10 protein-coding genes and 1 pseudogene are annotated in these 13,746 nt (G+C 41.6%); 2 read left to right on the forward strand and 9 right to left on the reverse strand.

What is annotated here, in order from left to right; all coding sequences use genetic code 11:
- Positions 1–11: 11 nt before the first annotated feature.
- Together CYAN7822_RS25950 and CYAN7822_RS25955 are read right to left on the reverse strand one after the other, a co-directional pair.
- Complete coding sequence (locus CYAN7822_RS25950; RefSeq protein WP_013325233.1) at positions 12–548, reverse strand: COP23 domain-containing protein; 537 nt, start codon at positions 546–548, stop codon at positions 12–14.
- Between the two features lie 91 nt (positions 549–639).
- Positions 640–1,785, reverse strand: coding sequence for a trypsin-like peptidase domain-containing protein (locus tag CYAN7822_RS25955; protein WP_013325234.1), 1,146 nt, complete (start codon positions 1,783–1,785; stop codon positions 640–642).
- Positions 1,786–2,183: 398 nt separating this feature from the next.
- Here CYAN7822_RS25955 and CYAN7822_RS25960 point away from each other — a divergent pair, with 398 nt between their 5' ends.
- Positions 2,184–3,350 carry a baeRF3 domain-containing protein gene (locus tag CYAN7822_RS25960; protein WP_013325235.1) on the forward strand — a complete coding sequence of 389 codons (1,167 nt, stop codon included), beginning with the start codon at positions 2,184–2,186 and terminating at the stop codon, positions 3,348–3,350.
- Between the two features lie 43 nt (positions 3,351–3,393).
- Here the strand turns inward: CYAN7822_RS25960 and CYAN7822_RS25965 are convergent, their stop codons facing one another.
- Positions 3,394–4,623 (reverse strand): DUF445 domain-containing protein, encoded by a 1,230-nt coding sequence (locus CYAN7822_RS25965; protein WP_013325236.1) that lies wholly within the window; start codon positions 4,621–4,623, stop codon positions 3,394–3,396.
- Positions 4,624–4,649: 26 nt separating this feature from the next.
- Positions 4,650–5,360, reverse strand: a complete 711-nt coding sequence (gene ubiE, locus CYAN7822_RS25970) for a bifunctional demethylmenaquinone methyltransferase/2-methoxy-6-polyprenyl-1,4-benzoquinol methylase UbiE (RefSeq protein WP_013325237.1) — start codon at positions 5,358–5,360, stop codon at positions 4,650–4,652.
- 95 nt (positions 5,361–5,455) lie between these two features.
- Between ubiE and CYAN7822_RS25975 the strand changes: the two genes are divergently transcribed.
- The gene (locus CYAN7822_RS25975) at positions 5,456–7,537 is read left to right on the forward strand and encodes a prolyl oligopeptidase family serine peptidase (RefSeq protein ID WP_013325238.1); all 2,082 of its coding nucleotides are present in this window, start codon (positions 5,456–5,458) and stop codon (positions 7,535–7,537) included.
- A 154-nt stretch (positions 7,538–7,691) separates the two neighbouring features.
- Here the strand turns inward: CYAN7822_RS25975 and CYAN7822_RS25980 are convergent, their stop codons facing one another.
- The 5 genes and pseudogenes from CYAN7822_RS25980 to CYAN7822_RS25995 form a co-directional block, all read right to left on the reverse strand.
- Entirely contained in the window at positions 7,692–8,027 is a 336-nt protein-coding gene (locus tag CYAN7822_RS25980; RefSeq protein WP_041934026.1) for a hypothetical protein, read from the reverse strand.
- Positions 8,028–8,265: 238 nt separating this feature from the next.
- On the reverse strand, positions 8,266–8,703 hold the full coding sequence (locus CYAN7822_RS25985) for a methyltransferase family protein (protein WP_342635682.1): 438 nt from the start codon (positions 8,701–8,703) through the stop codon (positions 8,266–8,268).
- A 33-nt stretch (positions 8,704–8,736) separates the two neighbouring features.
- The gene (locus CYAN7822_RS40375; protein ID WP_342635683.1) at positions 8,737–8,916 is read right to left on the reverse strand and encodes a hypothetical protein; all 180 of its coding nucleotides are present in this window, start codon (positions 8,914–8,916) and stop codon (positions 8,737–8,739) included.
- Positions 8,917–8,926: 10 nt separating this feature from the next.
- Positions 8,927–9,571, reverse strand: a complete 645-nt coding sequence (locus CYAN7822_RS25990) for an acetoacetate decarboxylase family protein (protein ID WP_013325240.1) — start codon at positions 9,569–9,571, stop codon at positions 8,927–8,929.
- Positions 9,572–9,755: 184 nt separating this feature from the next.
- Positions 9,756–13,604: pseudogene (locus tag CYAN7822_RS25995) on the reverse strand (DNA-directed RNA polymerase subunit beta'); the annotation flags it as partial.
- Between the last annotated feature and the right edge of the window lie 142 nt (positions 13,605–13,746).

Below are 13,746 nucleotides of genomic sequence, written 5' to 3' on the forward strand. Positions count from 1 at the left end.
AGGGTTATGTTTTACTCATTTTCAACGGGAGCATTTTTGAGAACTTCGTCTATGTTAATTTCGTAGTACATTTGGGGAGTTCCAGAACTATGTTGTGCCGGGCCGACTTGACGACCATTAAGAATATCTCGTAGTTCATTTAATGCTTCTAAAGAATTTTCACCGGGTCGTAAAGTCATTAATAAAGTAGAACAAGGTTGTCTATAACCTTTGGCGGCACAAATAACCTGTTGACCCCGCATAAACCCATTAGTAATGAATTGTAATGTTCCTGTTTGATAAGCTTCTTGAAAGCGAGGAGAAACCTCTTCACATCGCTGTTGAGGGGTGTAGTTTGCTACCGGTTTCGTCCAAACAATAATGGGTTGTTTTCTGGCTGGTGTCCAGGCTAAAGTAGCCGGGAAACGCTGGTTACGAGAAGCATCAAAACTTGTCCCACAAATAAACTTTACCCGTTGCTGTGCTATCGCTTGTGGAATTGTTTCGCTTATTTGAACAAGCGCCATTACTATGAATGCCAGTCCTGTTGTGCAAAGTTTCAGTGTCATAAGGTCTGTCCTCCTAGAAAAAATCTACTTTTTTATATTTGGTTCAGTTTTTCAAGTGGAATCTACTTCAACCACGAACTCTAAAAAATTTTTATTTAACAATTGCCCGTAATTCGTAACTGCCTGTTTCTCCAGCTTCATAAGCATTAGCTAAAACTAAATAAAGTCCATCTTCCGGTAAAGTCGCTACTAATTTAGCATTAAAATTTGACGTTGACTCATCATCATTTTGCTCAATTAATAATTCTTTATCCGCTAAATATAAAAATAGAGATGGATCAATTTGTTTACTGGTCATTTCAATAACCACTTGTTGACCTTTGCGACCTTGAAAAGCATACAAATGAACATAGGTATTATTGGGTAACACCTGATCTCCGGCTTTGAGAGTTGCGCTGATCGGTTGACCGTCAACAGGTAATTGAGCGATGGTGGTCGTCTCTTCGGTTTCTTGTTGAGGGGGTTGTTGAGCAATCATTGAACTATCGCCTTTTTGTAGCGCGACTAAAAAGGGTTGTACTTCGGCGATGGAAATGGCTAAACCAATACCAATATTCGTATTGCCACTGGGATTAATTAACATGGTATTAACGCCAATTACCTCACCATTAGAGTTGAGTAAAGGTCCTCCTGAATTACCCGGATTAATGGCGGCATCATGTTGAATAAATCCTCGTTTATGATCGACACGACTCACAATTCCACTGGTGTAAGTATTTTGAAGTTGAGGATCTAAAGGAGTCCCAATTGCATAGACTGATTGTCCGACTTTAACCGCTTTTGGATCGCCTAAACGCAATGTTTTTAAATTACTAGGATTGCGAATTTTTAAGGCGGCTAAATCTAACCCTTGTCCCTGAAAACCCACAAGATCAGCCACGACTTCTCTTTCATCGGCTAAAACAATTTTAACCGGTGAGGTGGCATCCCTAACCACATGAGCATTGGTGATCACTAACCCATCATTGGAAACGATGAAACCGCTACCCATCGCATCAGATGTCATAATGGTAACCACTGCCGGACTAGCTTGTTCATACACTTGGATGCGGATTTTTTCTTCTTCACTAGCGGCTAAAAGCCATCTTAAAGGTTGTGGTTCTCTGTGCCTGAGTTGATCTACGGTTGAAGGGTTTGTATCGCCTAAAACTGGATCGGGTTTGACTTGTGAGATGAGAGTCAAGACTATCAATCCTGTTAATGTTAAAATTCCTAAGTATAAGTGCTTATTATTCATGGATGGAAAAGGGTTTTAAGTAAGGCTCAACTGATAACCAGTATGTTAATCTCCTGTAGGAAGTGTCAATAAATATACAGATTTGTTAAGTTTTGAGCCAAAAATAGCGAGCTAATCAAATCTTTTTCCGATTAATTGTTTCCCCTCTCCGACGAAAAGAGGGAAGTGAAGGAGGAGCAATAGTGACTTAAATCTTACCGAAGAGTTAGAAGCATTCACCTCAGTTCAGTCTTAAGAAAGAAGATTTGTTCAAATAACTCTCGTTACTCTTTAAGGAAATAAAGAAAAAAAACTTACGTGAACTAGGAGGTAAATTAGTCTAGCGTAAGTTTTAAACCATTTAAAAATTTTTGATAAAAACCGTTAAGAAAAAACCTTGTTGAAGCCGAGTTAAAATTATGAGTTTGTTGTCAATTGATGAACTGAAAACCTTAGTGGAACAGCCGCAAGGACTATGTGTCTCTATTTATATGCCGACTTGCAAAGCCGGGCCAGAAATCCGACAAAATCCGATCCGGTTTAAAAATTTAATTAGACAAGCTGAGAATTATTTAGAAGAACAATACCAATTGGGAAGCACAAATGCTGAAAATCTATTGCAAGCGGCAATAGACTTAGATAAAGAAGAGTTTTGGCAGCAACAAGACCAAGGTTTAGCGATTTTTATAGCGGAAAACGTCTTGCATTACTACCGCTTACCCCTTCAGTTTGAAGAGTTAGTGGTGGTAGCTGATCAGTTTCATCTTAAACCTTTAATGCCGCTACTGACAGGAGATGGAGAATTTTATATCCTCGCCTTAAGTCAAAAGGAAGTGAGACTATTTGCGGGAACTCGCCATAGTGTTAAAGAAATCGAGATGGAAGATGTCCCCCAGAATATGGATGAGGCTTTACAATACGATACGCCAGAAAATACCCTACAAAATCGCATTTCAACCTCAAAAGGCGGAACAAATAATCCTTTTCAACAAGCGGGAGAGTTTCACGGCCAAGGAAGTCCTGATACCGATGATAATCGACGTAATATTCTGCAATTTTTTCTTCAGCTTGACAGTGGGGTACAGAAATATCTTACTAATAAACGAGCGCCGTTAGTGTTGATGGGAGTTGACTATCTTTTACCCATTTACAAAGAAGCGAATACTTATAAACATCTGCTTGAAGATGCTATTACCGGCAGCCCAAAAACGCTCGATTCAGAAGAATTACATACTCTAGCCTGGCCAATTGTAGAGCCTTACTTTACTCAAGATCAACAAACAGCCATCAACCAGTATCAAGAATTAATCGGACTCGGACAAGCTTCTAATGATTTAACTGAAGTGGTTTCTGCCGCTTATTATGGTCGTGTGGCGCAATTATTTGTCGCGGTTGGACAACAACAATGGGGCAATTTTGACCCCCAAGCTAACCAGTTACAAATTCATGTTGAACCTGAACCCGGAGACGAAGATTTATTAAATTCTGCCGCCGTTCAAACGCTTCTTAATGGCGGTACAGTCTACGCGGTTGAACCGGAACAGGTACCTGATGGCGCATCCTTAGCGGCTGTTTTCCGTTATTAACATCGATAAATCCCCCGGCAGGGGGATCATATTTTTAAACCCTTCAACGCACTAACAAAATTATTGTCTGAATAATTCCCACTAAAAAACCTAAAATTCCTCCTAAATTTACAATAGCTTGTAACTCGCTTTTAACAATTCCTTCGGTTGCCGTTTCTAATTCTTCCGGAGAAGTGGCGACAATTTTCTCAACAATGATCTGATCAATTGATAAAATCGGAATCGCTTCGCTGACAATTTTTTCTAAATCTTCTTCTAAATATCGTTCCAAAATTAAGGCTAACTCTTGGCTAATCAGATCTAAAGACCCTGTAAAAGTTGTGGAAGATTGGAGACGATTGACAATCACAATCGATAATTTTTCCCAATCAATAGATTGACCAAACTCTTGTAAAAATTCGGAACCGCTTTCTTGAATGTATAAGCGAACGGTATCCCGAGTAGTCTTACGGAGTTGACGGACTGTAGAAATCGGCAAATTTTGTAGAGACAAACTTTTTAACCAGTCTCTTAAACGGTTACGCATTTCTAGAGATAGCAATAATTCTTTTAGACGAGTATTAGCGGTTTCTTTCTCATCGAGACAAAATGTCCTTAAGCGCGTTAAGGTATTACGTAGTCCAAATATATTGGCCACCACCCAATAAGTGCCGCTTGTTTTTTCGCGGAAACCTTCATCAATGACTTGAATATTGCGGTCAGTGAGAAAGTCTATTAAGGCTTGTCTGAGGATATCCGGAGGAATAACACTATCAATTAGCCAATCTGCTAATTGCCGCGCTTGAGCATCAGTCAACTTAAATTCGAGTAAAATTTGCTCAAAAATATGATTGATCTGATCTTCTAAAAAATCCTCTCGACGGGCTAATACTTTTAAGAGTCTCGGGAGGGATTGCCCAAATAAATCTCTTAAAATATCGGCTAAAATTTTAGCGGTTTTCTGTTCTTTATCAGCGCGAATTTGCTTTAAAAATAGTTGTAATAACCATAAAATAGCGGCTTGGACTCGTTCAGTTTTCAGTAATCTTCGCGCTAAGTTTTGTATTTCATCTGGGGTAAGTAAAGACCCCATAATGGTATCAGATACTCGTTGGGCAAGTCTTTCTTGGTTGCGGGGAATTAAACCCGGGGTAAAAGGTACGCGCCGCTTAAAAATTAGGATAGGTTTGTAGGGACGAAATAGCATTTTGATGGCTATATCATTGGTGAAATAGCCAATAATTGCCCCAGTAATAGGGGGAAGTGCTATTGTCCATATCGTTGATAGTTCCAAGGCAATTAAAAATTGAAAATTAAGCGTTATTTAGTGAGGACTAGCACCCCCATCATGCCACCAGCAATGGGATAATGAATTGCATGGCTAAATCCGGCTTTTAGCCCGAGTTTAACTTGTTGTTGGCCTGTAGGAAATCGTTCTAAGCTAGGGGTGATGTAAGCATATTCCGCCGTTAACCCCAAACGTTCGGCAGTGGATACCACAATGGTTTTTAAATACCACTGTTGAAAGGTTTGCATCAGTTGCCCTTGGGGTTGATGGAAGTCCAAGATCGCTACTTTGGCTCCTGACGACAGAACACGATGTAACTCTCGCAGACAAAGGGGAATATCTGTTACATTGCGTAGTCCATATCCCATCGTAGCACAATGAAAAGTGTTATTCTCAAAGGGTAATTTTAGGGCATCCCCTTCTACAAATTCTAGGCGAAGATGAGGGCTAGTGAGGGCGGCTCGTTGACGGGCGATCGCCAAAAGTTGAGGGGAAAAGTCTACTCCGATAACTTGGCCCTTTTTCCCCACCTGTCGCGCTAACAGTTGACTGAGGTCCCCACTCCCACAACAGACATCTAACCCCCGGTCCCCAGGACGGGGTTCACTCCATTTAACGGTCATCTGTTTCCAAATTCGATGTTGCCCTAAACTTAACCAATTATTCATTTGGTCGTAAACTGGGGCAATGCGATCAAATAATGCTTTGATTTCTGAAGCATCTGGTAAGGCTTCGTTTAACATATTAAAAATTCAGCAATGGCTTTTCTATTATCTAATATTTGTGACACGGCTAGGTGATCGATTATAATATTTTAAGTTGTCAATAACCTCAAAATATGGTATCAACTCACTCCAATTTTAACTATCCCCTTGCCCGCAAAGACAATCAAGTAGACTCTTATCACGGTGTTGAAGTTTCTGATCCTTATCGATGGCTTGAAGACCCCGATTCAGAAGAAACTCGTGCTTGGGTAGAAGCAGAAAATCAGGTGACATTTGCCTATTTAGCGCAAATTTCTGCCCGTGATCAGATTAAAGAACGTCTGACGAAACTTTGGGATTATGAAAAATATAGTGTGCCCTTTAAACAGGGTGAGCGTTATTTTTATTTTAAAAATGATGGGCTACAAAATCAAAGTGTTCTCTATACTTTACAGTCTTTAGATGATACGCCGCGAGTTTTATTAGACCCGAATACTTTTTCAGAAGATGGCACGGTTGCTCTGTCGGGATTAGCCGTTAGTGAAAACGGAAATTTGCTGGCTTATGGGTTATCAACTTCGGGGTCAGATTGGATAGAATGGAAAGTTAAAGATATTGAAAGCGGCGAAGATTTAGCCGATCATCTCAAATGGGTGAAGTTTTCCGGTGCGGCATGGACTCACGACAATCAAGGTTTTTTCTATAGCCGCTACAATGAACCGAATGAAAAAACTAAGTTAGAAGACCTTAATTATTTTCAAAAGCTTTATTATCATCGTTTAGGAACTCCTCAATCTGAAGATCTTCTCATTTATGAACGTCGAGATCAAAAAGAATGGGGATTTAATGGAGGAGTGACAGAAGATGGACGCTATTTAATTATTAGTGTCTGGAAAGGGACTGAGCAGAAAAACTTAATTTTTTATAAAGATTTACAAAATGCCGAGGCCAACGTTATTGAGTTAATTAATGAGTTTGAAGCCAATTATAGTGTAATTGATCATGAAGGCTCAATTTTTTGGTTACAGACGGATTTAATGGCACCTAAAGGTCGGGTAATTGCTATTGATATTAATAACCCAGATAAAAACCATTGGCAAGAAATTATCCCCGAAACAGAAGACACGCTTCAATCAGTGGGCCTTCTCAATAATCAATTTGTGGTAGAGTATCTCAAAGATGCCCATAGCTCGATTAAAATTTTTAACTTAGATGGGTCATTGGTGCGAGAGGTAGAATTACCCGGACTCGGAAGTGTAGGCGGATTCAACGGAAAGCGCTACGATACAGAAACTTTTTATATGTTTACCGGCTTTACCATGCCCTCCACTATTTATCGTTATGATCTCATTAGTGGAAAAAGTACCCTGTTTCGTCAGCCGCAGGTAGACTTTAACCCGGATGATTATGTGACTGAACAAGTTTTTTATAGCAGTAAAGATGGGACAAAAATCCCCATGTTTATTACTCATAAAAAAGGATTAGTGCTAGATGGGAATAACCCCACTTATCTCTACGCTTATGGCGGCTTTAATGTTTCGATAACGCCGAATTTTTCGGTTAGTAATGTTGTCTGGATGGAGATGGGAGGGGTTTATGCTGTGCCTAATTTACGAGGGGGCGGCGAATATGGCGAAGAATGGCATCAAGCCGGTATGAAGTTAAAAAAACAAACGGTTTTTGAGGATTTTATTGCCGCCGCCGAATGGTTAATTGAAAATAACTATACCTCATCGGAAAAACTCGCTATTGGTGGGGGAAGTAATGGCGGCTTATTGGTGGGTGCTTGTATGACACAACGCCCAGATTTATTTGCGGCGGCTTTACCTTCTGTAGGGGTGATGGATATGCTACGCTTTCATAAATTTACCATTGGTTGGGCTTGGTGTTCTGAATATGGTTCGCCGGAAAATGAGGAAGAATTTAAAGTTCTTTATGCCTATTCTCCTTTACATAATCTCAAACCGGGTACAACTTATCCCTCTACTATGATAACCACTGCTGATCATGATGACCGGGTGGTGCCGGCCCATAGTTTTAAATTTGCGGCAGCTTTGCAAGCGTCTCATCAAGGAGAAAACCCGGTCTTAATTCGCATTGAAACTAAAGCCGGACATGGTGCCGGTAAACCCACTGCGAAAATGATTGAAGAAGTGGCTGATAAATGGGCGTTTTTGGCGGCTACACTCAAAATGAATGGTTTAGGTAAAGGTTAAAAGGAAAATTCGTCGGGTAGGTGAGGCGGCTTTAACTTTTGATACCCAAGGATAAATGACTTTGCCGCCCTAACTTCTGCTTTGAGAGACCCTCTTTTAAATAATTGGAATAAAGGTAGAGTAACACTTTTAAAAGATGCGACTACAATTATCATTAAAGATTAAGACGACCGGTAGTTAATAACTGATAACCTCCCATAAAACAGGCTATAGATAGACAAAACTCCCACAAGCTTGTAGGATTGAGAATGGCACGACTACTAATAAACACCAATAAAATTCCGATTAATAAAGACATCCACCCTACACTTTTAACCCCAGAGGGAAAGAAAAACAAGGCGACAATACCCCCTGTTAAAAATAGGATAGAACCATCTGCGGCAATGCCGCGCCACCAATAGGGTGATACATTGGTGGTAAAGTAAATATTTTGTCCGAGTAAATATATTCCAAGCAATAGCAAAGCTAAACCAATTAATCTAAATAGCATTTCTTCCTCTATCTCCAGTGGGATGATATTTAATAACGATATAACTAGAATACCCTTTTTTTTGAGTAAAGTTGTCATCGCTTGTGGGTTAGGCGGCATTTAACTCTTGACACCTAACGATGAATTACTCATCCCCCGTAACCCATCATCCCAATTTTGGCTAATCCTTTGTGGTGGGTTAAAAACGCCCATTAACTCATCGGTTTATCCTTAAAATTATCGTTACGTCTAACCCATTCTACGAACTAATCTCCTCTAAATCTTGAAATTTTTTTGACCATAACTTAGGAAAAATTAAGCCAGAATTAGCTTTATAATTTTCAAATTCTGGATAACGAGAAAGAGACTGATCTTTTTTTAACATATTCGGTATCCATACCATAGCCACCATAAATCCTAGGATGAGAAAAGGAAGCCAATGTTGAGCTAACATAGCAAAGCTAATATAAATACAAGCTTCTCCTAAATAATTTGGATTTCGACAACGGGCAAAAAAGCCTTCGGTAATTAATCCAGATTTGTATTTAAGAGTATAATATTTCTGAGCATCGCTGCCATAGTGAAGAAAAATTCCAAGAAGATTTAATGAAATAGCAGCAGCCATTAAAGGAAGTGAAGGTTCAGAACGGGTGCTAATTAATATAAAAGGGGCAACCCAGAATAAACTCAACAGCAAAAAGGTAATAATAGCTAACCCAAATGAGAGTTCTTATTCCCATTTTTTATCGGGATATAATTGATCCTTTAATAACCATAATATCCCATAAGTTCCATGTAAAGCAAGATAAACCCAAGCTCCAAGATTATAATTTTGATAAATAGCCATTAAAGCTAGGATAAATACAAAAGTAAGTCCCTTGTGAAGGTTAATAGAATGTTTAGCTTTCATAAATGGATTGTCAAATAGATTTTTGTCCAACAATTGTTGGAGGATTGACCATTAAGGATAACTGGCTTAATTGCAAAGTTAACATCGGTTGACTCAATTTTAACTGATAAAAAGGGCTTTGGGGAGGAATTTCTAAGTGACCTTCCACTAGACCAATATGAGACTTAAATGTACTACTAAAATATAGTAAATCAGTTTCTAAACCGCCAAAACTTTCGCCGCTCAATTGCTGCCGCCATCCAGTGGATAGATTAAAAAAACCTTTCTGATGACGAAAATGACAAAGCTGGCGATGATTTTGAGAAATACTTACGCCCTGATTATCCCAGGTAAATTGAGCCAATTCTTTAGGTAAACCCCAAATTTCTCGGCCACCGGATACCGAGTCCTGATGATCAACGTAAATATGAGAAATGATACTGCCAACTTTTTCCTGATAACGAACGAATGCCGGCACAACAATTAATTCATTGTATTCTAAAACCGAGCCGCCTTGATAATTAGCAAAATATACACCCCCTAGGGTTTTTCCTGGCCAAACTGAAATAATCTCTAATTCAGAAGGAATAAAAGATCGGCTCACGTCGATATCCACTAAATAAACGCTTAAAAAAGCATATCCTTCTAATGTCCAAGGTGCGAGAGGATAAGTCATATTATTCAATATAGTTGATAATTGTATTCTAAAAAAAAACACAGGTACTAGACCTGTGCTAATAGTGATAAAGATGAGAATAATTGTGTCTATTTAGACAAAAATTTTAATCTTCATCATCAGAAAAATCATCAAAATCATCCTCATCATAACCATCATCGGTAGCAAAGAGGTCCCCATCAAACTCATCTTCATCGAGATCATCGCCCTCAGTATAAGCGCGAGCAATATGATCATCGAGAATCATATCCCCATCATCCTCTAAGTCTTTGACTAATAACCGAGATGAACCTGTATCATAAGGAGACATCCTTGGACTATAATCTTCAACCGCCTCTACAGGGGTTAATCCTTGGGGTTCACTATGAATAAACCCAGTCCCTGCCGGAATCAAGCGCCCAATAATCACATTCTCCTTAAGTCCTCGTAACCAATCAGACTTGCCTTCAATAGCCGCCTCTGTCAGCACCCGAGTGGTCTCTTGGAAAGAAGCCGCACTAATAAAGCTATCCGTATTCAGCGACGCTTTCGTAATCCCCAACAACACAGGAGTATAACGGGCCGGCGCACCTCCAGTAATGGCCATGGCCTCATTCACTTGCTCAACTTGGCGCAACTCCACCAACTCACCCGGTAACATAGTGGTATCACCCCCATCATCTATGCGTACCTTAGAAGTCATCTGCCGCACAATCACCTCAATATGTTTATCAGAAATATCAATCCCCTGAGACTGATAAACCGACTGCACCTGCGCCACCAAAAACAACTGAGCTTTTTCCAAACCAATCAAAGCCGCCTCATAAACCCCCTTAATATCCACATACATATTAAAGAAGACTTCCAAGATCTCATGAGGATTAGCCGGCCCATCCGTCAAAGGTTGCCCCGCCGTCACCTGTTGCCCATCGCTGACAATAACATTTTGTCCGGGTAAGATCGGATATTCAGTGATCGTTCCGTCCTCCTCAATCACCTTGACATCCACACTCTCATCTTCCCAATATTCTACCTGAGCGGTTCCGGGCTTACGCGACAGCACACAAGCTTCCTTCGGTTTGCGAGCCTCTAAAAGCTCCTCAATACGCGGCAAACCTTGAATAATATCCCCAGTTTTCGCCCGTTCAAACACCAGCAGCACCAGGTTATCCCCCCGTTGCACCAAATCGCCATCATCGATGTGTAAAATGGCACCGGCAGACACCCGATAAGGACGGGCTATGCGTAGGGTAATTTCATACTCTGACTCTTTTTTCTCAATAGAAATAACCTGGCCTGATTCTTCTATTTGATAATCTGAGGCAATTTCTGTGCCGGCCACCACCAAATCATTAAAACTAACCGATGGTTTAGACGGTACCGTCACTTGCTTAAGGTCTGAATCTCTGACGATCAAAATGCGGCGAATAGCTTCTATGCCGCTTTTAATCCCTCGCACTTGTCCGGCTTCTTTACATTGGATTTCTGTACGGGCCACTACCGCACCAGTGGGAATCTCATCGCCATCTTGAACTAAGACGCGAGTTTGAACACTGCCGCCTAGGGGGTCAATTTCTGTTTCTCTGCGCAGCACGAGGGTTTCTAAAATGACCAACTGTAGCCGCTCTTGGCCATCATTTTCATCGGCTTTTAACTCAATATCTGCGGCAATATTGCTGGCTACAGAATCGGTTTCCTCGTTGCCAATTTCTAAGACCAATTGAGTGCTAAGTAACTGACAGCCATCGACGGATTTTACCCGTTCTCCATCTTTAAAATAGAGACGTTGTACTGAGCGCAATTCAATGGAGCGCCCGCCTTCTTGATTAATAGAACCTTGAGAAGGGGCCGCCGGTTCATCATAAACCGTAAATTCTTCGACCGGACGCAGTAATAAGCCCAATCCTTCGGTGCTTTCTATCCATTCAGCTTGGCGCAGTTCGCTGGTGACTATGCCGGGTAATACCTCTGTTCCTGGAGCGACGATTTGTCCGTTTTCTATGCCCACTTCATCGGGGTCTAAATCGAGATGAAGTTCTCCAGGTTTAATAATAATTTCCCGCAAAATGTCATTTTTCTGAATCACTTCTACTACGCCGGAGGATTGACAATAAATGTCTTTTACCACTTCTTCACCGGCTTCGACATACTGTCCATCTTCTACTTGTAGCAGAGAAATATCTTTATTCACCTCATGAGTTTCTTCAGGTATCCAAAGAATGGTACCTCCTTGCACCACTTCATAACCGATTTTACGATTTCCCCGAGCCACATCAACCCCGGCATATTTAATCACGCCGCCAGTTTTAGTGGTATAGCGATCGTCGATCAACTCCGCCACTACCGCATGATTTTGAACTTTAGTGCCTGGGGTCGCTTTGAGTAAAAATCGCTGTCCATCAGTGGTGTAAATAACATATTGATCGCGCCCGGCGCTACTTTCAATTTTTACCTGAGCTTGATCCAACAATACCGAAGCAGTGACAATGTCAATTTCGCGGCTATTGGGGTCAAAGCGCACTACACCCCCATTGGCCGAGACTAACTTTGTTTCTGCTAAAACGCTGCCCACTTCTACCTTATCGCCATTAGCCACCACCGGCTCGGCCCCTGGGGGTAAATTATAGACTTCGCCGGATAATACCCACAATAAGCCGCCTCTTTGAGCGATACGGGTAGTATTTCCTTGACGGTCGGTTTTTTCTTCTGGCACCACATTGGCAAAAACTACCTCGCCGGCTAAATCTGTGGCTACATCTTTAGTGGCTTTTTCTGTAGAGCGTTGAACTTTTGCACTGGTGACTTCGGCCAGAAGATGTCCTTTTTCGACTTGCTGCCCATCTTCGACAAATATCAGTGAGCCGGGGGTCAGGGAGAAGCTGATCGGAGTTTTTTCTCCAGCTACAATTAGTTCTAGGTCGCCAGCGACTTCCACCTGTTCGCGTTCTTCTCCGTGACGGGTACGGACTCGACGGGTACTAATCCCTTTTAAGCTAATGGTTCCGTCTTGGCTGGCTTTTACCTGACGGGCGACTTCGCCGGTAAATACCCCGCCTGTGTGGAAGGTCCGCATGGTTAATTGTGTACCGGGTTCCCCAATGGATTGAGCGGCAATAATTCCCACTGCTTCGCCTAAATCTACTAGATAGCTGTGGGCTAGACTCCAACCATAGCATTTTTGGCACACCGAGCGCACGGCTTCACAAGTGAGGGGAGAACGGACTTTTACGCGCTCTACTTGCTTACCAATAAAGATGGAGGTATCGTCGTCTATTTCGTCATTTCTCTGAGCGATGATTTTGCCATCTACCACGACATCTTCGGCTAAAGTTCGTCCCATTAGGCGGTCAGACAGGGGTATTAAAACGCGGTCCCCGTCTTTCATCGGTTCTACTACAATGCACCGGTTAGTGCCACAATCATGCTCGCGCACAATCACATCTTGAGCGACATCCACCAGACGACGGGTGAGATATCCACTATCTGCCGTTCGCAGGGCGGTGTCTACTAAGCCTTTACGCGCCCCATAAGAGGAGATGACGTATTCAGTTACGGTTAACCCTTCGCGGAAGTTGGTTTTAATGGGTAAGTCAATAATTTCCCCTTGAGGGTCTGCCATTAGGCCCCGCATCCCGACTAACTGCCGCACTTGGCTCATGTTTCCCCGTGCCCCAGAAAAAGCCATCATATACACTGAATTGAGGGGATCTGTGCGGCGGAAGTTACTGACTACTTCATCTTTGAGTTGCTCTGAGGTGCTATTCCAGGTATCGATCACTTTTTGAAAGCGTTCTACTTCTGTGATTTCGCCTCGGGCATAACGTTGCTCGGTGATGCGAATTTCTTGTTCGGCGCTTTCGAGCATTTTCCGTTTAGCGGGCGGCACGGTCAGGTCTTCGACGCTGATAGAAACACCGGCTTTTGTGGCAAAACGAAAGCCGAGATTTTTCAGTTCATCAGCTAATTGAGCGCAACGGGCAGAACCTTGTTCGCGGAATATTCTGGCGATGAGTTTTTTTAAGCGTCCTTTATCGACAATGTAATTGTAGAACATCTTTTTTTCGGTTAACAGTTAACAGTTAAGTTATTAGTCATTAGTCGTTAGTCATTAGTCGTTAGTCGTTAGTCGGAGCGTTATTAGTTATTGGTTATAAGCAAAGGGATTATGTAAGATGAAATCCTCTTTACGCGCGGAC

The sequence above is a fragment of the Gloeothece verrucosa PCC 7822 genome (assembly GCF_000147335.1).
Lineage (GTDB): Bacteria > Cyanobacteriota > Cyanobacteriia > Cyanobacteriales > Microcystaceae > Gloeothece > Gloeothece verrucosa.